Below are 25902 nucleotides of genomic sequence, written 5' to 3'. Positions count from 1 at the left end.
TCAACTTCATGTTGAGGCATCCCCGCGCGTGTCTACCTGCCCTACGAACAATAAAAACAGGAGTCATCTGATGTCCAGCACAACACTGAAGCGTTACTCGTTCCACCTGCCGATCATTATGGCCCTCGGCCAAACGGTCCTGTCGACCGCTCAGGCCCAAGAGATTCAGTCCACGCCGCCCTCGCCCCTTGAGGTATCCCGCCCTATGCGTCCGGGACCTGCGCGTTGGGTGGAGGATTATCGCTTTCTCGATAACCCGGCAAAACGCACGGACCCGTTCGATGCATTGCGTTTTCAGCGCCTGTCGGAATCTGCCTGGCTGCAGACCGGAGCGGAACTGCGTTATCGCGCCGATGCGGCGGACCAACCGGTGTTCGGCCTGCGCGGAGTAAAGGACGACTCTTATTTAATGCAACGTGCGCAAGTACATGTCGACCTGCACTTATTCAACGACAGCCTGCGCACCTTTATCCAATTACAAAATACTCGGACATGGGGTAAGGACTTGCCCAGCCCTTCCGATCAGAGCCGTAATGAAATACAACAGGCCTTTATCGACGGCAATCTTCATTACCAGAGCGGCACATTGACAACGCGGGTCGGTCGGCAGGAGATGGCTTACGGTAATCAGGTACTGGTGACCTATCGCGAAATCCCCAACATACGGCAGGCGTTTGATGGTGTGCGCCTGAGCTGGATTGCAAAGGATGGTTACAAGCTGGATGCGTTCGCCACCAGACCCGTGGTTAGCAGAGACAATGGCTCGTTCAACGACACAAGTAATCATCAGCAAAAGTTCTACGGGCTCTATGGCACCCTGCCCCTGTCCAGTGTGTTGAAAGCCGATCTGTACGCCTTTGGCCTGGAAACAGAGCAGCGCAAGCTCGACGGTTTTACCGGAGAGGACAATCGCTACACCTTCGGCACGCGATTGTTCGGCACATGGAATAAATTCGACTGGAGCTGGGATCTGATGAAGCAGGTGGGCCATATGGCCAGCGCCGACATCGACGCCTGGGCGGTGTCCAGCGACAGCGGTTATACCTTCGCGGGTCCCTGGAAAGCGCGTCTGGGTTTGCGTGTCGATGCCGCGAGCGGTGATAAGGATGGCGATCACAAGGCCGGTACTTTCGACCCGTTGTTTCCCAAAAACGCCTTCTACGGTCAGGCCAGCCTGACAACGTTGTCGAACATCATTCTGGTAGGCCCGACACTCAGGTTCTCTCCCTTCAACAAGTTCCGTTTCGAGCCGGGCATATTTGCTGCCTGGCGAGAAAGCAACGATGACGGCGTCTATTTGCCAGGCATGATCACATCCCCCGGAACAACTACCAGCAGTGGAAAACGCTTGGGCACCCTGTATCAGGCCAACGCCAATTGGACGCCGACCGCTAACGTTTCCGTTGATCTCGACTATTTGTTCTACGACATCGGTTCGGCGATCGAAAGCGCCGGCGGCAACAACTCGCAAATACTGGTGCTGCGCTCCACGTTTCGCTTTTAGGCATTAAGAACATCCGACAGGAACGCTGCTCGGCAATGTATTAAATTTGCTGTCGACAAACACGTTGACTGTGCGCACCAGATTGATATCGGTGAATCGTCGAGGCTTTCCGACAGCAAGGTGCTTTGGCCTCGATATTCACCTTGAATACAAGTGTTTTAATGCATCACCCTAAAATCCATCTGATACGGTGTTTTTTCGATCACCTGAGCCTTTTTCGTCAACCAACAGTCTATAAAGTGCATGCCCGATGTTCTTTCAAACAACAAAAAGCAGCCAACTAGTTTTGGCTCTTGGGCACACTGACGCGCTCAAGAATTTAGACCATCCCAGGATCAACAATAGAACCCTGTTTATCAGAAAGAAACGGGACAAATAACTATTCACTTGATTTGGAGATGACCGCTGTGCGAAAGCTTGGCTTGGGCTTCCTAGTAACTGGCATTTTGGGGCAACTATCAGCACTACTATGGACCTACATGTCTACAGGACCAATCTGTCAAAATAACGTCGACAATTCGTACATCCAGCAAAAAGTGACAAAGTTCGAACAACTCATCGATGACACCGCTAATAAAGTTGTGACAGAGCTCAGTACAAAACATTCCGACGGGCTCACGTCCCTTGCGAAAAACGGGTCCCACCTACCCGATTCAACGGAGGCTGACGCCGTACAGTTTTTGGTCGAAAAGCCAGACGAAACTCCAGTACTTACGCTGCCTTCATTGCCCGCACAGGCACACAAATGGACGATTATTCTCAGCGGTCTGATCACTGTTACCGGCCTGCTCCTGGCCGTATTCGCCCGCAAAAAAACCATTGATCCGCAATGGCACGTCTTTCGCACCGTGCCAGGCTCGCTAATCACGCTGGAACGCCCGTGTTTGACGTGCGGCGGCTTCATTTCCCACACTGCAAAACCCGCTTCAGCCGCGCCTTCATCCGGCTTGTGGGTGATCGAAATAGCGTTGAACACACCCAACCGTCATCGCGCCACAAAAGCCATTAAGCAGCTGGAGTTGCCGGTAGCGCGTAAAGAAAACAACTTTGTCGTCATCGGCCCCTATAAACAGAAGCAGGACGCGGCTCGAGTCGTGAAAGAGTTGAGTGAAAGTCATGGCGTTAGAGGATGGATGATGGCGGGAAATTGACATAGCCCGATTTAGCACTGGGCCGACCTCGAACAAACGGCTACTTACTTATGACACAAGAGCGCATTCATGATCGCAAAAGAACTTAGGGCCGAAGTCGCCCTGAAGAAATTCCTGGCCGCCAACTTATGGATCCAACTTGAACTCAGCGAGCTGAACTATAGCCTCGCTGAAAACTGCGGGCTTTCGCCAGAAGAATATCGCCTGAAATTTCTGCAAGAAGCATTTGAAGCAGAAGCAGACGCTCACGACTGCGATTGCTGGGACTTCATTCTGCAGTGGGTGGCCGATACTAAGGAAGAGCTTGAGTTGATGCGTGAAGAACGCATGAAAGAGATTTATGACTTTCTGGACGATTAGTAGACCCTACAACTTTCGTAGCCTATACAAACTGCCAGTTTCAAGATGAAAGACTAACTTCATAGGCGGGAGGGTTGCCCAATACCCCCCGCCCTCCTCTCGGTTCAAACCGCCGCATAGCAATCCACTACACGCCGATACTGGCTGGGAGAAGCTCCGATGTGTTGACGGAAAAACCGGGTGAAATGACCTTGCTCGGAGAACCCGAGGTTCTCCGACAACAGGCCCAACGTTCCACTGCGCTCACGCTCCAGCCAGGCAAAAGCCCGGCGCATACGCGCGTCGTTAAGCAGCAGGGTCGGCGTCATCCCGGTATCTTTCTTGAACAGCGCAAAGAAGTGCGCCCGAGACAGACCACAAGCCCGCGCGGCGTTGTCGATCGGGTTCGGATCATCGAGGTGCTCAAGCAACCAGGCGGTGCCACGACGCACGCGCGCGTCCCGGAACTCACCTGAGCTCGGCGCACCCAGTAGCGACAAATGCCGCCAGCTGGAAAAGTCCTCGATCAGTTCGATCAGGAAGTCGAACAGCATGAATTCCATGCGCTCTTTCGGCACGATCCCGCAGCCATGCGCTTCGGCGACCAGGATGTCGGCCAAGGTGCGATTACGACTCGACAGTTCGATGCACGGCTGGGCAAAAAAGTCCGGTCGACCGCTGAGCGCCAGCGACTGCTGGGCAGTGGCCAGCCAGGCGGGCTCGATATAGAGCGCCAGGATTACGGTGGCACCGGCACCCGGCTGCGGATCGTAGAAATGCGGCTCCCAGGCGTTGACCAGCACCGCCGTGCGATCGCTGAGCGGAACCCGTCGACCGTTGACGTTGAAGTAAGTATCTTCGCCGGACACCTTGACCAGCACATGGCATTCGGAATGGGTGTGGGTGACCAGCGAACGATCCATATTCAGCAAGGCGACCCGGCCAAACCTGCCGTGGAAAACCCGTTGGGCAATCGACATCAGATTCCTCCGCTCGCTAGAAGCGATATTGTTTTCGGCCACAATGCAGGATTATCGCGGCGTCTATGTGTTTCTGGACCCCGGCGGTCACTCAATGGTTCAGCAACACGTGGCTGGCTACTATCGCGCGCGAAGGATTGAGGGTCTACCTCGACTTTCGCAGCCCCCACGCTCGTCGGAAAAACCGCCTTACAAGGCATGGCGTTCTTTCCCGTGATAAACGCGCAGGATATCGGCCACCACCGCCAGAGCGATTTCCGCCGGGGCCTTGCTGCCCAGATCGAGGCCGATGGGCATGTGCAAACGGGCAATCTGTTCATCCGTCAGCCCACCGATGCGTTTGAGCCGCTCGGCGCGTTTGGCCGAGGTTGCCTGAGACCCCATGGCGCCGATGTAAAACGCTGGAGTGTGCACCGCTTCCATCAGAGCCAGATCATCGATTCGCGGATCGTGAGTCAGCGCCACCACCGCGGTCGCCGCATGGCAACCACCGGCGGCGATGAACATCGAGGGCAGCACGCGTTGCATCTCCACGCCTTCGAGCTGGATATGCAGCATCTCTTCCCGGGGGTCGCAGGCGATGACTTCGCAGCCGATGGCGCGGGCGAAACTGGCGCAGACTTCCGCGACCGGCGACAGCCCGGCCAGAATCAGTCGTAACGCCGGGCCAACACTGATGCGCACCCTTTCGTCGACGACTTGCACCCGCTCGCTGCCGTGTCCGGTGTCTGCGTCCAGGCGCAAGGCACCGTTGCTCAGCTCGACGTGACGCAGCAGACGGCGCTGGCCCAGTAACGCCGCTTGCAGACTCTCCAGGTGCGCGGTCCATTCGAGACTGGCAGCGCGGTGCTCGACCAGCACGATCAGCACGCCGCCACAGGGCAATCGTAGACGGTGGCGTTGCTCGACGCTGTCGCCATAACTGACGATCTGCGCCGGTTCGCGTAACTCACCGCGTGTCAGGCTTTCGAGAAACTCCTCTTCGACGCAGCCACCCGACAGCGAGCCGACGTGTTCGCCCGCGCCATTGGTCACCAGCATCGCACCCGGCGCACGCGGTGCCGAGCCATAAGTGGAGAGCACCGTGCACAGCCACTGGGCCTGCCCGGCGCGAGCCCATTGCAGTGCCTGATCGATCACCTGAACATCAAGATGACGCATGTTTTCTGTACCTCAAGCAAAGCGTGGTGCTGCATGCAGGGTTACGTTTACGGTAACCTTCGAGCAATCTTGTTCAATCGTTGATTCAACATGTCGCCACAACAATTTTTGCAACTTGGGCCACTGCGCCTGGAATATCGCCAACTGCCTCCGGCTGACCCGTCGCGACCGACGCTGGTGCTGCTGCACGAAGGCCTCGGCAGCGCCGACCAATGGAAAGACTTCCCCCTGCGCCTGGCCCAGGCCAGCGGTTGCGGTGTGGTCACTTACAGCCGTCAGGGTTATGGGCAATCGAGCCCGGTAACCCTGCCGCGTCCGCTGAACTACCTGAGCAGCGACGGCCCTCGTGAACTGCGGCAATTGCTCGATGCCTTGCAACTGCCGCAAGTGGTCTTGCTCGGTCACAGTGACGGTGCATCCATCGTCCTCGCCTATGCCGCCGCCAACGATCCGCGCGTGTTGGGCAGCATTGCTCTGGCGCCTCACGTGATTGTCGAGACCGAGAGCCTCGATGGCATTCGCCATACCACCGAGGTTTGGCATCAGGGCGAATTGCGCGAACGCCTGGCACGCCACCATGGGACGAATGTCGACGGCGCTTTTCACGGCTGGAGCGACAGCTGGTTGCACCCGGACTTTTCCCTGGACGATCTCGAAGCGCAGTTGGCTTATATCGAAAGGCCGCTGCTGGTCATTCAGGGTCGCGAAGACCACTACGCCACGCCCGAGCAACTGGTGGTCATCGAGCGACAGGTGCCTGGGCCGTGCCGCTGTGTGTTGCTGGATAACTGCCGGCACTTTCCCCAGACCGAAGCGACCGAGCAAACCTTGCAGCTGATCTGCGAGTTCCTGGAGCGCCTCCCCGCCTGAATGCCCCAAATGTGACTCAACCATCGACCACCTCATCCAGCGTTGCTACGCGCTCCGGCCGTTCTCGCCAGCGACGGACGACACCCAGTTCGATATCGAACATATCCAGCACCCTGCCTACGGTGTGATCGATCATGTCTTCCAGGCTGGTCGGCTTGGCATAGAACGCTGGCACTGGTGGCGCGATCACTGCACCGAGTTCGGCCAACTCGGTCATGCTGCGCAGGTGATTGCGGTGCAGTGGCGTCTCGCGAACCATCAGCACCAGGCGCCGGCGTTCCTTGAGCACTACGTCGGCGGCGCGGGTCAGCAGTGTTGAGGTCACGCCGCTGGCAATCTCCGACAGACTGCGTATCGAACATGGCGCGATGATCATGCCCATGGTTTTGAACGAGCCGCTGGCAATTGCCGCGCCGATGTCCTGATTGACGTAGCTGACGTCAGCAAGGGTTTTGATCTGAGACCAGGACATCTCGGTTTCATGGGCCAAAGTAATCAGCGCCGATTTGCTGACCACCAGATGGGTTTCAATCGGCGTGTCGCGCAACAGCTCCAGCAGACGCACGCCATAAACGGCGCCGGAGGCACCGGAAATCCCTACGATCAGACGCTGCGGTCGGGTATTACTGGGAGCGCTCATGGTCGCCTTCCTCTATCGGACCTTCTTTGTAGAAATGGATGGTGTCGAGTGCGGTGGTCATGATTTTGCCGATCATCTCGATGAACAGCATTGCCGCCGGGGTCAGTGGTCGACGGGCGTCGTGCACACAGACCATGCGCCGGCTGATACCCGGCGCGGCCAGCGGATAGGCGCGCAACGCGCCTTCGTGCAATCCGCGATGCAGGACAGTTGCCGGCAGCACGCTGACCCAGTCGCTGCGACGCAAGAAGTCCTCGATGACCGCCAGATCGTCCACCTCCAACTGCGGGGTGACTTCAATGCCCTGGGCGGCAAGGTGTTGGTCGATCACCCTGCGCAACCCGTGACGACGCGAGGGCAGCACCAGTTTGAATCCCGCCAGACTGGCCAACGGCAATGGCAACGCTCCGTTAAGGCGATTAGCTGCACCGGTGGCGACCAGTAACTCCTCATCGAAGATGTCGTGGCCGATCAGGTGCTCATGCTGAAAGCTTTGGTTGATGACCGCGAAATCCAGCACGCCGGTCAGGACCTTCGCGATCAGCTCCTGGCTGTAGCCCGAGGTGACGCGCAGTTCGACCTGCGGGTGATGCTCGACAAAATGCGCCAGGGTACTAGCCAACGCGTTGTTGGCGGCAGACGCGATCAGCCCGGCGCTGATGCGTCCGCCAATCTGGCCGCTACGGTCGATCAGGGTCTGACGCGCCGCCAGCAGCTGGCCAAGGATCGGCATGAACAAGCGATAAGCCTGATCTCCGGCCTCGGTCGGCGCCATGCCCTTGGAGCTGCGCTCGAACAACGTCTGCCCGAGTTCTTCCTCAAGCCTGGCGATCTGCATCGACAACGCCGGTTGCACGATATTCAAGCGCTGTGCCGCCCGGGTGACGGACCCCTCCTCGTAGAGGCAGGTGAAATACTTCAGATGACGCAGCTCCATAGTCACCCTCGCGTTCGCGCTCAACTGAGCGTGCCGACGTTCTGATAAACGTGTTTGAGCTCGCTGAAATCCAGCAGCGCATCGACGCCATGCAAGCGCCCCAGACCGCTCTTGCGGTAGCCACCGGTTTCCGCCTCGGCGAACAATTTGTTGTGGTCATTGAGCCACACCGTGCCGTTGCGCAGTGCCCGAGCGACACGCCAGGCGCGAGCGCCCTGCTCGGTCCAGACACTCGCGGACAGGCCGAACTCGGTATGGTTGGCGCGCGCAATAGCCTCGGCTTCATCTTCGAAGGACTCCAATACCAGCAACGGGCCGAAGATTTCTTCCTGACAAAAGAACGCGCTGCTGTCGCGATGGGCGATCAGCGACGGCGCGAGAAATGCGCCTTTGCTCAGTTCACCCTGCGGGCGACCTCCGGCCAGCAGCACTTCGTCACAGCTGTCCAGCGCCTCGCCAATGCGCCGCTCAACGCTGTCCCGGGATTGCCAATCGATCAGCGGCCCCATGTTCGTCGCTGAAGCGAGACCATTACCCAGGCGGATCTGCCCCAGTGCGGCGCTCAGCGCGGTTTTCATTTCGGCGAAACGGCTGGCATGCACCAGCACGCGCCGGGCGGCAGTGCATTGCTGGCCAGAGATAATGGTGGCCGCCGCTGCCAGTTTCGGCGCGATGGCGGCAATATCGGCATCTTCAAAGACCAGGCAGCAGGACTTCCCGCCCAGTTCCAGGGAGAGCTTTTTCATGGTCGCCGCTGAGTCGCGCATGATGCGCTGGCCGGTAGCGGTCGATCCGGTGAAGCTGAGCACATCCACCCGTGGCGAAGCCACCAAATGCGCTGCCCCGGCATGCCCGCTCTCGGCGAATAGATTGACCGCCCCTGCCGGCAGGCCTGGCAACGCGAACAGCGGTTCGAGCATCGCAGCGTTGAACAGCGCGGTTTGCGGCGCAGGTTTGATCACCACCGTGCAACCCGCCGCGATCGCCGGCGCCAGAGCACGCACCAGCAGCACCGCCGGGGCATTCCATGGAATGATCAGCCCGGCCACCCCGGCGGGTTCGCGCAGCATGCTGGAGAACTCACCGGGCGCCACTTCGAGCATGTGCCCCGGGTTGTGCCGGGCCAGGCCGGCGTAATAAAGAATCTCGGAAATCGCCCCGCCGATCTCCCCTTGGGACTGCGCCAATGCCTTGCCGTTCTCGCGGGTCAGCAACTGCGCGAGTTGTTCCTGGCGCGCCTTCAGGCCGGCAGCCCACTCCAGCAATAGCTGCTGACGCAGGCGTGGATTCTGCGCCCATTGCGGGTCGTTGAAGGCTCGTGCGGCCGCTGCCACCGCTGCTTCAGCTTCGGCCTCGCCGCCGTCGGCAAAGCACCCGATCAGCTCTCCGTTTGCCGGGTCGAGACTGTCGGTCCAACGATCCGCTGAGGTCCATTGTCCATCGATGAAGTGTTGGCTTTGCATGAATCCTCCTTCAATCAATGGGTCACCGAACCGCCGTCGACCACAAGGGTCTGGCCGCTCATGAAATCACTGTCGGTGCTGGACAGAAACAGCAGCGCGCCGATCAGATCCTGCGGCACCGCTTCGCGTTTGATGCAGCGGCTGGCGATGTTGTTGCGCACAATATCCCCGGCCCAGGCGGCATTGGCCTGGACGTTGGCGCTCATGGTCAGGCCGGGCGCCAGGCAGTTGCAGCGGATGCCGGCGTCGCCGACTTCGCGCGCTATCGAGCGTGTCAGGGCAATCACCGCCCCCTTCGACGCGACATAAGCCGCCATCATCGGCGCGCCTTTGAAAGCCGTCGCCGAGGCAATGTTGACGATCTTGCCGTAACCCTGACGGCGCATCACCGGCATCACCGCCTTCGCGCACTCGAAGGAACCGCGCACGTTGACTGCCATGATCCGGTCCCATTCCGCCGAGCTGGTCTGCTCGAAAGGTTTGAGTTCCAGGGTGGCGAACAACGCGGCGTTGTTGATCAGCACGTGCACACCGCTGAACTGCGCCACGGCTTCCTCGACCATGGCTTGCACCGCGGTGCCGTCGGTCACGTCACAAGCGATTGCCAGGGCCGTACCGCCCTTGTTGCGGATCGCGGCAGCGGTTTCGTCAGGCGCCTTCAAATCGCAGAGCACCACCTTCGCGCCCTCGGCTGCCAGGGCTTGGGCATAAGTGGCACCGATGCCTTGCGCGGCACCGGTAATGATCGCGACTTTTCCATTCAATCTGCTCATTGCGTGTTCCTTTACTTGAAGTTGCCTTGGGTTTCCGGAATCACCACGCTGCCGATCAGGTAGATCACCGACAGGCCGGCGGCGAAAATCGCCAGCACCATCGGGATCTGCGCGGGGCTGCTGCTGAACAGGGACACAAAGGTCGGCATGGTTCCGCCGAGGGCGAAACCGATGTTCCAGGACAACCCGGTGCCGCTGGCGCGCAACTCGGTGGTGAAGCGCTCGTTGAGGAAGATCAGGATCGGCGCGATGATCGCCCCGCCCATGAAGGCGATGCCCACGCAATACAGCGCAGTGCGGGTCAGCGATCCCGGTTCGGCGACACCGAGGAACAACATCGGCAGACCCACCAGGTTGATCACACCCAGCAGCATGAAGGTCTTCTTGCGACCGATCAGGTCACTTAAATAGCCGAAGGCCAACGCCCCGACAATCGTTGCCACCGAGCCGTACATGAGCAATTGCGATGTCTGCGTATGCGGCACGTTGGCCACCACGTTGAGCAATGTCGGCAGATAACCGCAGGCCAGGTAATACGTGGCACCGCCGCCGAACGTAATCAGCAGATTGACCAGCATCACGCCGCGGTACTCGCGACCAAACAGACGCTTGAGTGGCGACACGACCACTACTGCCGGCCCCTTGGTTTTGCGGGCTTGTTGCAGTTGCTGCCAGACCGGGGTTTCTTCCAGGTAACGGAACATCACCAGACCGAAAAACGTGCTGAGCAGGCCGCAGAAGAACATGAAGCGCCAGCCCCAGACGTCAAATTCCGCCCCGGGAAAGATCTCCGACAACACCAGATAAGTGACTGACGCCAACAGCGCGCCCATGCCGGCACCAGCGCCACCGATCAACCCGGACATCAAGCCGCGATAGCGCGGCGAGATGGATTCGGTGCCGATGGTGTGAGTGGAGGCAACGATGCCGCCAACGAAAACGCCCTGAATCACCCGCAATACCAAAAACAGTATCGGGGCCAACACCCCGACCTGGTGAATAGTCGGCAACGCGCCAAACAGCGCCGTGGAAATACCGACGCCGACCATCGACACCATCAACGCACGCTTGCGGCCGTGTTTGTCGGCATACGCGCCGAAGATCGCCGAGCCCAGCGGACGCACCAGCAAAGCCACGGCGAACGAGGCATACACCGCGGCCAGCGACAGTGTGGGGGTGTCCGAGGGGAAGAACATGCGGCCGATGATCGGCGCCACGTAGAGCAGAATGAACAGGTCAAACAAATCCAGCGCCCAGCCGAATGTCGAGGCAAATGCCGCCAGCAAGGCCTTGCCCGGTGGAATCTGCGGTGTATCAGTAGCGACGCTGGTTGGCGGTGCAGTTGTTGTTGTCGTGGTCATGGTTGCCTCACACAAGACGTGTCTTGAGCTGGTTGGAGCTATCGGGAACAGGCCGCTGAACACCAGCGGCCGCCGGGTTCAATCGTGCGTCTGGAGCACGCATTGCCAGTCCTGCGGCGCCGCGTGCGCCACCTTGTCGAGTTCGACTTCCTGTTGGCCCGGCACCTGGATTCGTTTGAAGCGCATGGTCGGTGCTGACAGCGGCACCGTGGCGTCGTAGCCCATCTTCGAGCCGACACCGTCACGGGTGGACGGGTCGAGTTTCGAGCCCTGGGATTCGTGGATCAGCACCAGGTCGCGATCGGCCTGGAAACGGGTGGCAATCGCCCACTCGACTTCGGTGGGGTCATGAATGTCCACATCCAGATCCACCACAGTGACGTGCTTGATGTCGTAGTGACCGCCCAGTGCGCCGAGGATGACGTTCTTGCCCTCGCCTTCGGAGCGTTTGTCGATCTGCACATAAAGGTGATAACGACACACTCCGCCCCTGCTCAGGTGCACGTCACGCACACACGGAAAGCTGCGGCGCAAATGCGCGAGCATGGTCGCTTCACGCGGGATGCCGCCGAGCAGCAAGTGCTCCAGGCCGCCGCCGACGATGGTGTGAAAAATCGGGTTGTGACGATGGGTTACGGCGTCGACTTCGATCACATGGCGTTCGGCGCGCTCGCCGTAGTACTGCGGAAACTCACCGAACGGCCCTTCCATCTCCCGCGCCTTGGCCAGCAACCGGCCCTCGATGACGATCTCGGCGTCGGCAGGCACGCGAATCTGATGGGTCACGCAGCGCGTTACCGCCAGCGGACGGCCATGCAGAGCGCCGGCGATTTCCAGTTCGTCGTGATCGATCGGCACGATGGCCTGGGACGCCAGCAAGGTCAGCGGATCAGCACCAATGACCACCGCCACGTCCAGATCCTCACCCAGCGCCTCGACTTCCTGGAAGAAGGCCAGCGCATGGCGCGGCAGCAGCAGTGCGCCCAGATGATTAGGGCTGCTCACCTGCAAGCGGTGAATCGAAACGTTCTGCACCCCGGTGCGTGGGTTGCGGGTAATCAACAGGCCAGCGGTGATGTAAGGGCCGCTGTCGTGCTCGTTGTGGGTGGGAATTGGCAACAGTTTGTTCAGGTCGATCTCGCGATGCACCACTTGCTGACAAGCTGCATCGCTGACTTCGCGCCACGGCAGCGGATTGAGGCTGGCCGTTTCGAAACGCGCCAACACTTCAGCGGACTCCACGCCCATGGCCTCGGCCATCCACTGCCGGTCGGACAGCAGGCCGGAAACCACCGCAATCGAGTGGCCGCCAGGCTGGGGAAACAGTGAAGCGCTCTTGCCGTCCAGACGATTAGCAATCGCTGCAACGCCAAAACGCAGGTCCACGCCGGGACGGATCATTGCCAAACGCTGCTGGCGCTGCATGTGGTCGAGCCAGCCACGCAGGCTGGCGCCTGCTGGCAAGTCCCCCGCCATGTCGGCTTCGGGGGTGGAAAGGGTCACAGGCTGCATGGCCTTACCTCGTCATTATTGTTTTGGTGGCATGCCCGGTCACCCGACGGCATGCCCGTTTAATTCGTTGGGGTTCAGCGTCCGGTAGCGTTCGCACTGATGGGTTTGGCGCTGTCGGTGTGTTCAGGTTTGCCACCGCGCAGTAAATGGCTCAGGGTCATGATCACGAGTGGCGTGGCCAGCGCGATGTAGGCGTTGTCGATGCCGTAGGGATTGCCCATCAGGAACCAGCCGATGGTGATGATCAGTGACGCGATGATGCTGATGAACGCACCCTGCCGCGTGCCGAATGTCGGCGCGTAAAACACCATTAGCACCAGCACCGCGAGTGAGGCGCGCAAGGCTTTGGCGAGGAAGGTCACCACCAGCACGTCGGAGGCGTACAGCGCCAGCGTGATGGGCAGCAGGCCGGCGACGATGGTCGCGGTCCGGGCAAAATTGAGGTTCTTGCGATCATCGCCTTGTGGGTTGAAGAACGGCTGATAGAAGTCCTTGAGCAACAACGTGGCGATGCCCATGGTTAGCGCGGCCATGGTGCCGAACAGCGCCCCAGCCAGTCCTGCGACGACGATCCCGGCCATCCATTCGTGCATGTGCCCGAGGATTTGCGGAAAGGCCTGCAACGAAGGAATCTGCGGAAACAGCACCGCGCTGCACATCCCCACCATCGCAGCGATCAAGCCGTAGGGAATCAACATCAACGCGCAGTAGAAACTCGCGTGTTGGGCCTTGCGTCCGTCGCTGACGGTATTCACCGCCTGCACCACGTACTGGGTGGCGAACGTCGCGCCGATACCGGCCACCAGCCAGGCGAAAATCTTCGGCCAACCGACGTTGCCGACTTCGAACATCGGCGCTGGCAGTCGCGCCACCAACTCGCCCATGCCGCCAACCTTGCTCAAGGCAAAACCCAAGGCGAGGATGATCCCGGCGTACATCATTAGCGCGTGCAAGACGTTGGTATAGATCACCGAGCGCATGCCACCGATGCCGACGTACAGCACCGAAACAATGCCAACGATGATGATCGCGGACGTCCGCTCGATGCCCAGCAAGGTCGCGAGCACTGCCCCGCCGCTGGCATAGATTGAGACCGCAACGATCGACAGCGCGCAGATCATGATCACTGACGTGGCGAAGCGTACCGGCTCGCCGTAAGTGCGGGCCAGCGCCCCGGAGATGGTGTTCTCGCCGAGGTCCTTGTACTTCTTCGCCAACAGCATGGAGAAGATCACGAAACCGACGCCCAGGGCGGCGATGTTCCAGGCAGCGGAAATGCCATAGGTGTAACCCGCCTGAGCCGTACCAATGCTCGCGGTAGTGCCAATGAACTCGGACATCATCAGAAAACCGATCAGCACCGCCGGGAAGTCCTTGCCTCCGGTGGTGAAGTTTTTCGCGCTTTGTGTAGAGCGTCGAACCCAAAAACTGATCAACGCCAAGACCACCATGTAGGCGGCCACGATGGTTAATACCAGCCAGCTAGAAGCCATAAGTGGAACTCCGATTTTTATATTTATTGGACGGATTTCGGTGCAGCCGATCTCAGCCTAAGAGCCCCGCAGCGGGTTTTCTATTAACGAATATTGATGCGCCCTATCAGTTTCAGTGAAGGGGCGGCAGGCCCTGCTCCGTAGGGGCGCACGCCGTTTCCGACATGCTCCCGGGCCTGCTCGCCGGTACGCATTTACTCGCCGGTGAACACTGCCGCACGCTTGCTGTGAAACGCTTCGACGCCTTCCTTGAAGTCCTTGGAGCTGCGCAGACGGCTGTAGCAGTGACCTTCCATTTCGATCGCGACGGTCAGCGGCGCATCTTCGTTGTCATTGATCAGTTTTTTCGCCGTGCGCTGAGCCAGCGGCGAGAAGCGCCGCAGTTCATCGACCAATGCATCGACGGTGCTTTCCAGTTCGGTATCCGGCACGACCTCGGTAGCGATACCCCAGGCATAGGCCTGGTCGCCCGTGATGCGTTTGGCGCGCATCACCATGTGCTTGGTGCGGGTGATGCCGATGATTTTCTGCAGGCGTGCGGAGCCACCCGAGCCCGGAATCTGACCCAGGTTCTGCTCAGGCAAGGCGTAGCGAGTGGTTTGCGAAGCGATGCGGAAATCGCAGGCCAGGGACAGTTCGAAACCGACGCCGAAGGTGTAACCACGGTTGGCAACGATCACCGGTTTTTCGCAACGTGCCGGTGCCGCGACATTCCAGGCCAGCTTCGACACGTGCTCCGGCGACGCTTCGAGGAAGCCCTTGATGTCGCCGCCGCTGGAGAAGTGTTCACCCACCGAGCGCAGCACGATGACGCGCACGTCTTTGTGTGCATCGAGGGCTTCGAAGACCAGGCGCAGTTGATCGCGCTGGCCCATGGAAATGACGTTCAACGGCGCCCGGTTGAGGATGATGTCGGCGCGCTCGCGGGACACATCGACTTCAACCTGGAAGCCATCGAACTGAGTGTCGAGAAATTGCTGGATCGCTTGTTGTTGCATGGGAGTGTCCTCTGGATGATTAGCTGATGGCCTTCAAGGCCTGTTCCTGAAATTGGGCCAGCAGCACGCGCCGCAGCACCTTGCCAACTGGAGATTTGGGAATCTGATCGATGAACTGGTAACGCCGTGGCCGCTTGAATTTGGCCAGGCCCGAAGCGATGCAATGGGCATCGAGGTCGCATTCCGAGACCTCGGCGCGCAGCTTGATAAACGCAGCAATGATCTTGCCCCACTGCTCGTCAGGCAGGCCGACCACCACCACTTCTTCCACTGCCGGGTGCAGCGAGAGCATGTTTTCGATTTCCGCCGGGCTGACGTTTTCGCCGCCGGTGATGATCAAGTCATCGACACGACCCGTGACGAACAGATCGCCTTCCAGATCGAAGTAGCCGATGTCACCGGTGAAATACCATCCGTCGCGCAACGCCTTGGCGGTCGCTTCGGGGCGGTTCAGGTAGCCTTCGAACGCCTCGTCACTCGCCAGGTCGGCGATGATCTGGCCCTCCTCCAATGGGTTGGCCTGCACGTCCACCGTTTCAGCATCGATCGGCACCACGCGCACCCGCTGGTTCATTGCACTGCGCCCTGACGAGCCGGGTTTGCGGTTGGCCTGCTGGTCGATGGTGAAGGTGTAGATCTCCGAACTGCCGTAATGATTGACGAACAATTGCGGCTGGAACGCCTGCTCGACGCGACGCATCAAGCCGTCGCTCATCGGCGCACCGGCGAAGCCGATTTTCTCCACACTGGCTACTCGCTCGCGGGCAAAGGCCGGGTGTTCGATGAGCATGTGGTAGAGCGTCGGCACCAGGTACAGGTTGCTGACCTTTTCTCGCTCGATGGCTTGCAGCGTGGCTTCCACGTCGAACTTCGGCACACAGACGAAATGCCCGTCGATCAGCGCCATGGACAGCAACGAACGCACGCCCATGGTGTGGTAAAGCGGCATTACACCCAGCGTGCATTCGCTCTGGCGGTAGAGGTTTTGCGCCACATGGGCCACCGCCGCGGCACGTTCGGAACGGTGCCGACGGGGCACGCCCTTGGGTTTGCTGGTGGTGCCGGAGGTGTACAGCAGCAGTGAAAAGTCTTCGGCGTCGGCCTGCAAAATGATTCCGGACGGGGTCTGCGAACACAGCTCCTCGAAACTCAGGTCGGTGTCGGCGGCACGGATACCGGCGGCGATCCGTGGCAGCCTTGTAGCGGCGCTGCAACCGGCCACCGCGGCCACCGTCGAGTCGTCGTAAGCCAGTGCACGGATTTGTGCATCTTCGATGCAGTAGCCCAGCTCATCGGCAGTCGAGCGCCAGTTCAACGGGGTCATGACGACGCCCGCAAACTGACAGGCCCAATGCAGGGTCGCCATCTGCCAGCGGTTCTGCATCGCTACCAGCAGTCGGTCACCCCGTTGCAACCCTAGGCGTTGCAAGCCCCGAGCTGCGCTCTGGATATCGACGAACCAGTCTTCATAGGTTTTCTTCAACGCACCGTCACTGACCGCCACGGCGTGCGGTCGGCGTTCAACGGCAGCGAGGAAGCTGCGTCCGAGATCGAACATTATTGTTATACCCCTTTGTTCGTTTGGCGCTGGGCAGCGACTTCGAGCACGGCCTGGACAATGCCGGTGTAGCCCGTGCAGCGACATAGATGCCCCGAAAGCATGTCGCGTACCTGGGTCTCGTCCGGGTTGGGTACCCGTTCGAGGAAATCCACGCAGGACATGAGAATGCCCGCAGTGCAAAAGCCGCACTGCAAGGCGTGATGACGGCGAAAGGCTTGTTGCAGGTCGCTCAATGTGTCGTCGTCGGCGAGGGACTCGACGGTCTCGATACGCCGCTCGTGCCCCTGTACGGCGAGCATCAGGCAGGAGCGCATGGCGACTCCGTCCACCAGCACCGTGCAGGCACCGCAGACACCGTGTTCGCATCCGACATGGACACCGGTGGCACCGAGGTCGTGGCGCAGGAAGTCGCAGAGTTGGGTTCGCGGTTCAGCCAGGGCTTCGCGGGAGCGGCCATTGAGTTCCAGGCGAATCGGAAAGGTTTGGTCGGCAGTTACACGCATGTTCAGACTCCTTCGATCAGCTGATGACCCAGCTCGCGAATCAGTTGACGGCGATAGGCAGCGCTGGCGTGCACGTCGTCCTGTGCATCGAGCGACCAGGCGGTTTGATTGAGCGCGTCTGGCAGCGCCGCACCACGAGGCAGGCTGCGACGTTGCGGACGGTCGGCGACACCGCCGATGCCGAGTTCGACCTGGTCCGCGCCGATGGCCGCGGCCAGGGAGACAATTGCAAAGTCGCCGTGGCGCATGGCGATTTCGCGGAAGCGATAGGTGATGCCTTCGCGCTTGAGCGGAAAACGCACCTCGACGACCAGTTCATCCGCACGCTTGTCGGTGGTGAGAATGCCTTGGAAGAAGTCGACAGCCTTGACGATGCGCTTGCCTTTTTTCGACTCGAGTACGATCTCGCCGCCCAGCGTCACCAGGCACAGCGGCAACTCGGCGCTGGGGTCGGCGTGAGCCACCGAACCGCAGACTGTGCCGCGATTACGCGTCTGGAAGTGACCGATCCAGGGCATCGCCAGTGCCAATAAAGGCACCTCGTCCATCAGGGTCGAACGCGCCAGCAACTGCGCCTGTCGCACCCCGGCACCTACCGCCAGGCAATCCTTGCGCAGTTCGATATAGGCCAGGTCAGCCACATGATTGATATCGATCAGCAACTTGGGTTGAGCCAGGCGCATGTTCAGCACCGCCATCAGCGATTGGCCACCGGCGATGATGCGAGCCTCTTGGCCGTACTCGGCGAGCAGCTCAAGCACCTGACGACGGGTGTCAGCCCGAACGTAATCGAAAGCAGCCGGTTTCATTGCGCACCTCCCTTGCCAAACAGCGCACCAAGCGAGGCACGCAGGCGCGCCCACCAGCCGGTGGAGATGGTTTGGCCGCTGACCCGTTGCGACAGGCGAGTAAAGATTTGACCGATAATCACTTTCGAGGCCCCTTGCAACATACGGCCGCCGACCGCGGCAACTTTGCCGCTGACCGCCACCTGGTATTGGTATTCCAGACGTGTGTGGCCATTTTCCAGTTCGACGAAACGCACCTTGGCCTGACCCTGGGCCGAGCCCATCGAGCTGCTGCCGGAACCGGACAGACGCAATGAATGCGGAGGGTCCAGATCACTCAGGGCAACCTTGGCCTCGAAGCGCGCACGGATCATGCCGACGCCGACGGTGACGTCTGCGCGGTAACGGTTTTCGCCTTCAAGCACGAGGTCGTGACAACCGGGAATGATCGCCGCCAGCGTCTGCGGGTCGAGCAAGGTATCGAAGACCTGTTGCGGCGATGCAGGAATCACCACCGAGTCGTTGGCCCGCAGTGCCGGTCCTCCAGCAGGTGCTGCGTCCAGGTTTTCATCGGGCTCCATACCGGCGGGCCGTGGCGGCTCGTCGATCCCGATGAGCGTGCGTACTTTCGATGGCGTCAGTGGCAGACGGATGTCCGAGCGACCGAGGGCGTCGGCCACCGCGTTGGCGATGCACACCGGCGTGCTCATATTGTTGCCCTCGCCCACACCCTTGGCGCCCAGCGGGGTGAATGGCGATGGCGTTTCCATGTGCAGGATCACCGGTTCGATCACTTCCGGTGCGGTCGGCACCAGATAATCGGCGAAGGTCCCGGAGAGGAAACTGCCGTCCTCGCCATAGGCGAATTCTTCCATCAGCGCCGCGCCGAGGCCTTGGGTGAAGCCACCACGAATCTGGCCATCGACCAGCGCCGGGTTAAGCAGGCGGCCGGCGTCATGGCAGGTGACGTAGCGATCGATGTGGATCTCGCCGGTCATGCGGTCGATTTCCAGACCACAGATGTCGAAGACAAAGCCGTAGCACAGCGAGCTATTGACCTGATCCTGGTCGTCCGGTGCCACCAATTGCGGCGGGCTCCAGAACGCGGTTTCGCGCAGACCGCCGCTTTCACCTTCCGGCAGCAGGCCCGGCGACCAGTGGGTCGCACCGGCAATCCGATGGAATGGCGCCACCGCCCCGTCATTGACGACAAAAATCTTGCCGCCCGCGAAACGAATATCTTCGGGACTGGCCTGCAATTGCTCGGCGGCAATCGCGGCGAGGCGATCGCGGATCTTCAGCGCCGCCTTGTAGACGGCACCGGCCACAGCGCCGGCGAAGCGGCTGGAATAGTTGCCCGAGGCAATCGACCAAGCGTCCTTCTGGGTATCCAGCTCGACGTTGACCACAATGGATTCCAGCGCAACCCCAAGCACTTCGGCGACGACCTGAGCGACGGTGGTTTGATGGCCCTGCCCTTGCGGTGCCGAGGACACGTGCACACTGACGTCACCCAACGGGCCGACGTTGATGGTTGCGGTTGCGACAGCGCCGTTTTTCGGACCAGCCTTGCGCCGCTCTTCGGGCGTCATCGCGGTGGTGATGTAACCCATGTTGGAAATTGATGGTTCGATGACCGCGGCGTAACCGATGCCATAGATTCGGCCTTCGGCACGCGCCTGATCACGACGTTTGAGCAATTCGTCGAGACCACCGTCAGCCGCCGCCAAGGCAATACCTGCCTGGTAATTGCCGGAATCGAGCAATGCACCGGCGGCCGCGCGATAAGGGAAGGCATCGGCCGGCACCAGGTTGCGGCGGATCACGTCCAACGGATCAAGCTTCAACTGCACGGCGATGTGTTGCAGCAGCCGCTCAAGGGCGAAATACACCTGCGGGCCACCGAAACCACGGTTCAGGCCGGAAGGGGTTTTGTTGGTCAGCACCACGCGGTTGCGCACTTGCAAATTGCGGATCGCGTAGGCACCCGTCAGGTTGCCGTGCATGCGGTAAAAAGTCGCCGGTTCGGGCGCTCTCAGGTAGGCACCACAATCGTCGATCTGGTCATAACGCAAAGCGGTGATGCGGCCGTCGGATTCTACCGCCGCTTCGATTTCGGTCACCCGATTGGTCGCCGAAGAAGCGCCCTGCAAATGTTCCAGACGGTCCTCGACCCACTTCACCGGTGCGCCGACCTTGCGTGACGCCAGGCCCATCATCACCACGTAAGGGAAAACCCCCTGCTTGATGCCAAAACTGCCGCCGGAATCTTTCGGGGTGCGCAAACGCAAGCGGTTGCCGGGCACATTCAGTGCACGGGCCATGACCGTGTGCAACGCGTAGGGGCCCTGGAAATTGGCCAGCACGTCATAAATGCCGGTGGCGCGCTCGTACTGAGCCAGCACCACATAGCATTCAATGGGTGTGCAGGAACTGCGCGGAAACTTCACTTTGAGCGAAACCTTGTGCGGCGCCTGCTCGAACGCCTGCTCCGGCTCGCCATAACGAAAGCGCCGTTCGTTGACCACATTGCTGCCGACTGCTTCGTGCAAGATCGGCGCTTGTTCGGCGGTGGCCAGTTCGGGATCGATGATCGGGGGTAGCGGCTCGTATTCAACGCGCACACCTTCGATGGCGTCCTCGGCCAGATAGCGGCTCTCAGCGATCACCACGGCCACCGGCTCTCCGACGTAGCGCACCTTGTCGACAGCGACGCACCAGTGCTCCATCGGCTGACGTACACCCACCGGAAACGGCAGCGCCCAGCGTTTGACGTCTTCACCGACCAGCACGCCGTGTACGCCTTTCATCAGCAGCGCACTGGAAAAGTCCACCGAGGTGATCCGCGCATGAGCGTGGGGGGAACGGATAATTGCGGCATGCAGCGTACCCGGCGGGATCGCAGCGTCATCGGCATAGCAGCCGAGACCGCGCAACAATGCGGCGTCCTCGACACGGGCCTGACGGGCGCCGATATGGCCGGTCTGGCTTTCGGTAGCAGGTTGGAAACTAGTCATTTTTTTCGCGGCTCTTGTTGTTATGCAGCGCGATAGCGTTAGAGCCGAGTGTGTGAGAAAGGCGCAGGGAGCGCCTTGCCTGGGGAGAGGGAGTTCTGCGTTGGGGTCTGAAAATTTGCCTTAGCGTCTGATTTTAAGGGCTGGGACTGGGCAGAATTTCCGGTCAGGGATGGGACGCGGGATGGCTCAGGAAAGCTTCGATTTCTGCATAGGGCATCGGTTTGGCAAAGTAATACCCCTGAAAAACATCGCACCGACTGCCCTTCAGGAAATCCACCTGAGACGCAGTTTCCACGCCTTCGGCGACCACCGTCAGGCTGAGGTGATGGGCCATGGAAATGATGCCTTGGGTGATCGCGGCATCGTGATGGTCGGTGGTGATTTCCTGGATGAACGAGCGGTCAATCTTGATCTTGTCGATGGGCAACCGCTTGAGGTAGCTGAGGCTGGAGAAACCGGTGCCGAAATCATCGAGCGCAATGCGTACACCCAGGGCTTTGAGCCGGTGCAACGTGTCGATTGCCTGTTCAACGTTATGCAGCAAGAGCGACTCGGTAATCTCCAGTTCCAACTGCCCGGCGCTGAGTCCGTGCTTGCTCAGCACTGTCTGGATACACTCAACGAACTGGCCACGCTGGAAATGCATCGGCGAAATATTCACTGCCATCGAAATGCCCGTGATGCCCTGCTCGCCTAGCTGGCGCAGCTGCGCGCAGGCCGTATCGAGTACCCAAAGGCTCAGCGGGATGATCTGACCACTGTCTTCTGCCACCGGCACAAACACCGCTGGTGAGATAAATCCTTTTTCCGGATGCTCCCAGCGCAGCAACGCTTCGATCCCGACCACCCGACACGTGCGCGCGTCTATCTGCGGTTGATAATGCAGCTTGAACGACTGAGTTTCGATAGCCTTCTGCAGGTCATTGCGTAGGCTCGCGTGCTCGCAAACGCGCTGATTAAGATCGCTGGTGTACCACTGAAAGTTGTTGCGCCCTTGCTGCTTGGCTTTGTACATGGCCATGTCAGCCTGCTGGATCAGCTGCATCGGCTGCTCGATATGACCATCGCTCAGGGTGATGCCGATACTTGCACTCACGTGCAGGTCAATGCCCTGGATGCAGTAGGGTCTGGCAATGCTGGCCATCAATCGCTCGGCCACCGGTACAACGTCCTCATCACGAAGCAAGTCCGGCAGCAGAACGATAAATTCGTCACCGCCCATGCGCACGATGGTATCGCCGGGACGAACCTGCTGGGTCATACGCTGCGCCACCTCAATCAGCACTTGATCGCCGAAGTAGTGCCCGATCGAATCGTTGATGGATTTGAATCCATCCAGATCAATGCACATCACCGCCAGACGACGCTTACGCCGACGACTGATGTGACAATCCAGAATAAGCCGGTCTTCAAGCGAAACACGGTTAAGCAAACCGGTCAGCCGGTCATGGCTGGCGTTGAAGCTCAATTGGCGCTCGTAATGCTTCTGCTCGCTGATGTCCCGGGCAATGCCAAATACCCCGACGATCTCTCCGTTGACCATGATCGGCAGGTTAGAGATGTCCATGGTCAACAGCTTGTCGCTCACGTCGCGAACGCGTGCCTCGAAGCGCTGGGGCTCTCCGGTGCTGGCTGCAGAGAAATGTTGACTGACCCGCTCCAGGTCTTCTTCGACCACCAGATTGGCAAAGTGATGACCGATGAAGTCGGTTGCGGTGTGCGGCTTGAGCTTCAGGCCCGCTGGATTCACGCTCTGGATGTTGCCGGCCAGATCGAGGGCGAACACCGGGTTGGGGTTGTAGGTGAACAAAGAACGAAAACGTTGCTCGCTTTCCTCCAGACGTTGGCCGTCACGCTCATGGCGGATCGCAATGGTTGCCAGTTGGGCCGCGCAGGCCAGTCGTTGAATCTGCACCTCGTCCGGCGCATGGGCGCGGTTCTGGTACAGGGCAAACGTACCCAACACGCTTCCTTGATGGGAAAGCAAAGGCACCGACCAGCAGGAGCGCAGGTTATGCCCCAGCGCCAGGCCGCGAAAACGCTCCCAGCTTGGGTCCCGGGCGATGTCTTCGGTGACCACCAGCTCGCGCCGGAACGCTGCGGTGCCGCAGGTTCCTTCCTGTGGACCAATGGCCATTCCATGAATCGCCTGGCTGTATTCGGCCGGCAGGCCGGGCGCCGCGCCACTCAGCAAGCATTTGCCCTCGGCATCAGTGAGCAGTATCGAACAAAGCGTGTCAGGATCTTGTGTGTCGAGCATCAAACAGATGGCGGCAAGAATGTCGTCCAGTTGATGATTGGTCGCGATCATGCCGAGAATGTCACGCTGCGACTCGGGGAGAGCCACGCTGTGAAAGCTCGTGTGGCGGGTATTCATGGTGGTTCCTGAGGACTGCCGAGACCATCCGATCTTCAAAGAGTCTGGAAAAGTGGGCGGCCGGGCGCAGTCCGCTCGCACTCCGGTCGCGCACTTTATAAAGCACCGACCCAGCAAAAAAAAAGGCTCAGATTCACCATAAAAAACCGTATCAGACTACCCCCGTCCGGCTGGCTTCGCGGTCCTCGAATCGCGGCAAAATTCTCGGCCAACTTCTTCCACCACCTGAGCGGCATCGCGTTCGCCGTACTTGAAACTCAAAACCACATGGTTGACACCGGCCGCACGCAGACCTTCGAGAAACTGCAGGATCACAATGCGCGTGGGATCTACTCTGCTGGTCTTGATCCACTTACGGCATGAGGTATTGAGGCCTGGTTGGCTGACGAATGCAGGCTTGACGTAAAACTGCAGATCCAAGCCGAGCGATAGCGACTTTGCGCCCCTAGGCCTGCTCGCCAACGTCAGCGGCACACAAAACCTGCTCAATTAATGACCAGCACATTGCAAGCCCTGTATTCCGCAGTGCCTGGGTCATTATCCACAGATATACCCACGCCTTTTGTGGATAGCTTTGACGCCTATACGCACACTCCTCAGAAAGCAGAGGGACTCTGCGGCCTGCGCGGCTCCCAATGGCTATTCGATCCCGGTATCGCCAAGTAGAACTACCGGTACGCGCGAAGGCTCTGTCGGCCTGACGAGCAAGCCATCAGTTTCTTCGCCGACCTCACCCAGATGTTCCGCTGGGCCAGAAAGCGCCAGCCTTGGCGGGCTTTACTGGTCGAGGGCGATCCGACGGAACTGTTCGTCATCACCCCATTGATTCCTGCTGACTACGAGGCCGAAAGAAGCCGGATTCTTTCGCCCGCTGAGTTGTTGGAAAATCTGCAAAAAATCTGGAGGAATTGGGGAGTCAAGACCTGAAAAAACCTCTTTAGCAAGAGGTGGCCGGCCATAAAAAATAGAAAAATAAATGTGTAGATAAAAAGCCTAGATCGTCCTTTTTAAGATCCGTCTCATGTGCCTCTCAAAGGCAGCAATGCACCATGGATTGGCTTACCCACGGGATAGGCAGACAACCATCCATCTCTCAAAAGGGGCATTGCAATGCTGAATAAATTGAGCAAATACACTCTCGCCTGCGGCGCTTGCTGGCTGCTGGCTAGCACCGCTGCACAGGCTGCGGACGGGCAGATCGAATTCACCGGATCAGTGACCGACAACGCTTGCACCATCACGACCGGTGACGTGAACAAGTCCGTCACCCTTGACCCGGTACAAATCTCCGACTTCGGGCCAACCGTTGGTGCCGCCGCCAAGGCGAAAGCGTTCTCCATCAGCCTGGACAACTGCAGCACCGCGACCCGCAAGAACGTCGCGATCACCTTCAGCGGCCAGCAAGACGGCACCGACTCGAGCCTGCTGGGCCTGACCGGTGAAAATCAGGTGCGCGGTATAGCCATTCAGATCGCCGACGCCCGCACCGGCAACAAGCTGCCGCTGAACTCGCCGACCGCCGACTACGACCTGCGTCCGCAGTCCAACACCTTTGACTTCACCGCCGCCTACGTTCGCACCATCGCCGACACCAAGAATGAAGAAGGTGAAGTGACTGCATCCGGTATCGGTACCGGTCAGGTCTACGCCCTGGCCAGCTTCGACGTCACCTACAAGTAATTGCTCGTCAATACCGTGGGCCTGGCGCTGTAACGCTGGCCTACGGACTTCAAAGGTTCCCCATCATGCGTTTGAAACTTTGTTTTTTTCTCGCCCTGTTGCCGCTCTGGCATAGCGGGGCAGCGAACGCCGCCGTCACCGTTGGCGCCACGCGGCTGATCTACGACGGTGCCTCGAATGAAGCCAACCTCACCATCAGCAATCGCGAAGACGACTCGCCGTACCTGGTGCAGTCCTGGGTCAGCCGCTTCGGCAGCGCCAACGACGAAAGCGTCGATAACTTTATCGTCACGCCGCCGCTGTTCAGGCTCGATGCCAACCACGAAAACATCCTGCGCGTGATCTTCGCCGGCGGCGCCGACGTACCTCATAATCGGGAAAGCCTATTCCTGATGAACGTCAAGGCCATCCCGGCCATGAGCGATGAACAACGCGGCAAGAACGTGCTGCAGATCGCCCTGAAAACCACCATCAAGCTGTTCTACCGCCCGGCCGGCCTGAAAGGCTCACTCAAGGACGCGGTGGCGCAGGTGAGCTGGAAGGCCAGCGCGGGCGCACTGACGTTCGACAACGCCTCCAAATACCACGTTGTGGTCAGTGAGCTGAAGCTCAACGGCCATCCGATCACCCAGGCACCGGATGTGCTCCGTCCCGGGCAACAGCAGGAACTGCCGATCCAAGCCAAGGCCGGCGATGAAGTGCTGCTGAGCTACATCGATGACTACGGCAGCACCGTGACGGCGCCGACCATCCGCATTAACTGATACCCAAGAGCTACCCCAAGAGCTCCCGTC

General features: G+C 59.8%; 21 protein-coding genes and 1 pseudogene. 7 read left to right on the top strand and 15 right to left on the bottom strand.

Annotation, left to right across the window (positions count from 1 at the left end):
- Positions 1–70: 70 nt before the first annotated feature.
- From ACIOYV_RS14220 to ACIOYV_RS14210, 3 genes are all read left to right on the top strand, one after another.
- Entirely contained in the window at positions 71–1504 is a 1434-nt protein-coding gene (locus ACIOYV_RS14220) for an alginate export family protein (protein WP_401324455.1), read from the top strand.
- A 479-nt stretch (positions 1505–1983) separates the two neighbouring features.
- Positions 1984–2655 (top strand): SPOR domain-containing protein, encoded by a 672-nt coding sequence (locus ACIOYV_RS14215; protein WP_401324453.1) that lies wholly within the window; start codon positions 1984–1986, stop codon positions 2653–2655.
- A gap of 69 nt (positions 2656–2724) precedes the next feature.
- Positions 2725–3015, top strand: a complete 291-nt coding sequence (locus tag ACIOYV_RS14210; protein ID WP_401324451.1) for a DUF6388 family protein — start codon at positions 2725–2727, stop codon at positions 3013–3015.
- 104 nt (positions 3016–3119) lie between these two features.
- On the opposite strand, the gene ACIOYV_RS14205 is transcribed toward ACIOYV_RS14210, so the two are convergent.
- On the bottom strand, positions 3120–3974 hold the full coding sequence (locus ACIOYV_RS14205) for an AraC family transcriptional regulator (protein WP_401324449.1): 855 nt from the start codon (positions 3972–3974) through the stop codon (positions 3120–3122).
- A gap of 189 nt (positions 3975–4163) precedes the next feature.
- Complete coding sequence (locus tag ACIOYV_RS14200; RefSeq protein ID WP_401324448.1) at positions 4164–5135, bottom strand: XdhC family protein; 972 nt, start codon at positions 5133–5135, stop codon at positions 4164–4166.
- Between the two features lie 90 nt (positions 5136–5225).
- Here ACIOYV_RS14200 and ACIOYV_RS14195 point away from each other — a divergent pair, with 90 nt between their 5' ends.
- Positions 5226–6005 (top strand): alpha/beta fold hydrolase, encoded by a 780-nt coding sequence (locus ACIOYV_RS14195; protein ID WP_401324447.1) that lies wholly within the window; start codon positions 5226–5228, stop codon positions 6003–6005.
- Positions 6006–6021: 16 nt separating this feature from the next.
- On the opposite strand, the gene ACIOYV_RS14190 is transcribed toward ACIOYV_RS14195, so the two are convergent.
- The 13 genes from ACIOYV_RS14190 to ACIOYV_RS14130 form a co-directional block, all read right to left on the bottom strand.
- Positions 6022–6645 (bottom strand): UbiX family flavin prenyltransferase, encoded by a 624-nt coding sequence (locus tag ACIOYV_RS14190; protein WP_401324446.1) that lies wholly within the window; start codon positions 6643–6645, stop codon positions 6022–6024.
- Positions 6629–7582, bottom strand: coding sequence for a LysR family transcriptional regulator (locus tag ACIOYV_RS14185; RefSeq protein ID WP_401324444.1), 954 nt, complete (start codon positions 7580–7582; stop codon positions 6629–6631). Before ACIOYV_RS14185 ends, ACIOYV_RS14190 begins: the two co-directional genes overlap by 17 nt.
- Positions 7583–7602: 20 nt before the next feature.
- Entirely contained in the window at positions 7603–9045 is a 1443-nt protein-coding gene (locus ACIOYV_RS14180; protein ID WP_401324442.1) for an aldehyde dehydrogenase family protein, read from the bottom strand.
- A gap of 14 nt (positions 9046–9059) precedes the next feature.
- Positions 9060–9818, bottom strand: a complete 759-nt coding sequence (locus ACIOYV_RS14175; RefSeq protein WP_401324440.1) for an SDR family NAD(P)-dependent oxidoreductase — start codon at positions 9816–9818, stop codon at positions 9060–9062.
- An 11-nt stretch (positions 9819–9829) separates the two neighbouring features.
- On the bottom strand, positions 9830–11179 hold the full coding sequence (locus ACIOYV_RS14170) for an MFS transporter (RefSeq protein WP_401324438.1): 1350 nt from the start codon (positions 11177–11179) through the stop codon (positions 9830–9832).
- A 78-nt stretch (positions 11180–11257) separates the two neighbouring features.
- The gene (locus ACIOYV_RS14165) at positions 11258–12691 is read right to left on the bottom strand and encodes a UbiD family decarboxylase (protein WP_401324436.1); all 1434 of its coding nucleotides are present in this window, start codon (positions 12689–12691) and stop codon (positions 11258–11260) included.
- 74 nt (positions 12692–12765) lie between these two features.
- Entirely contained in the window at positions 12766–14184 is a 1419-nt protein-coding gene (locus ACIOYV_RS14160; RefSeq protein WP_401324434.1) for a sodium:solute symporter family protein, read from the bottom strand.
- 194 nt (positions 14185–14378) lie between these two features.
- Entirely contained in the window at positions 14379–15182 is an 804-nt protein-coding gene (locus ACIOYV_RS14155; RefSeq protein ID WP_201112902.1) for an enoyl-CoA hydratase/isomerase family protein, read from the bottom strand.
- Between the two features lie 19 nt (positions 15183–15201).
- Positions 15202–16740, bottom strand: a complete 1539-nt coding sequence (locus ACIOYV_RS14150) for an AMP-binding protein (protein WP_401324431.1) — start codon at positions 16738–16740, stop codon at positions 15202–15204.
- A gap of 5 nt (positions 16741–16745) precedes the next feature.
- Positions 16746–17246 (bottom strand): (2Fe-2S)-binding protein, encoded by a 501-nt coding sequence (locus ACIOYV_RS14145; RefSeq protein ID WP_008060977.1) that lies wholly within the window; start codon positions 17244–17246, stop codon positions 16746–16748.
- Positions 17247–17248: 2 nt separating this feature from the next.
- A complete protein-coding gene (locus tag ACIOYV_RS14140; RefSeq protein ID WP_401324429.1) occupies positions 17249–18055 on the bottom strand; it encodes an FAD binding domain-containing protein in 807 nt (268 codons plus the stop codon).
- Positions 18052–21051, bottom strand: coding sequence for a molybdopterin cofactor-binding domain-containing protein (locus ACIOYV_RS14135; protein WP_401324427.1), 3000 nt, complete (start codon positions 21049–21051; stop codon positions 18052–18054). The genes ACIOYV_RS14140 and ACIOYV_RS14135 overlap by 4 nt, the downstream gene beginning before the upstream one ends.
- Before the next feature lie 163 nt (positions 21052–21214).
- Positions 21215–23428 carry a putative bifunctional diguanylate cyclase/phosphodiesterase gene (locus tag ACIOYV_RS14130; RefSeq protein WP_401324425.1) on the bottom strand — a complete coding sequence of 738 codons (2214 nt, stop codon included), beginning with the start codon at positions 23426–23428 and terminating at the stop codon, positions 21215–21217.
- A gap of 705 nt (positions 23429–24133) precedes the next feature.
- Between ACIOYV_RS14130 and ACIOYV_RS14125 the strand changes: the two are divergent.
- The 3 genes and pseudogenes from ACIOYV_RS14125 to ACIOYV_RS14115 all read left to right on the top strand — a co-directional run.
- A pseudogene (locus ACIOYV_RS14125) lies at positions 24134–24313 on the top strand (site-specific integrase); the annotation flags it as partial.
- A 225-nt stretch (positions 24314–24538) separates the two neighbouring features.
- Positions 24539–25108: a fimbrial protein gene (locus ACIOYV_RS14120; RefSeq protein ID WP_201180478.1), complete on the top strand. Its 570-nt coding sequence runs from the start codon at positions 24539–24541 to the stop codon at positions 25106–25108.
- Positions 25109–25173: 65 nt separating this feature from the next.
- Positions 25174–25872 (top strand): molecular chaperone, encoded by a 699-nt coding sequence (locus tag ACIOYV_RS14115; RefSeq protein WP_401324423.1) that lies wholly within the window; start codon positions 25174–25176, stop codon positions 25870–25872.
- Positions 25873–25902: the final 30 nt, after the last annotated feature.

It is taken from the genome of Pseudomonas sp. NPDC087342, from assembly GCF_044744265.1.
Classification (GTDB): domain Bacteria; phylum Pseudomonadota; class Gammaproteobacteria; order Pseudomonadales; family Pseudomonadaceae; genus Aquipseudomonas; species Aquipseudomonas nunensis.
This window is presented reverse-complemented; position numbering and strand designations above follow the sequence as displayed.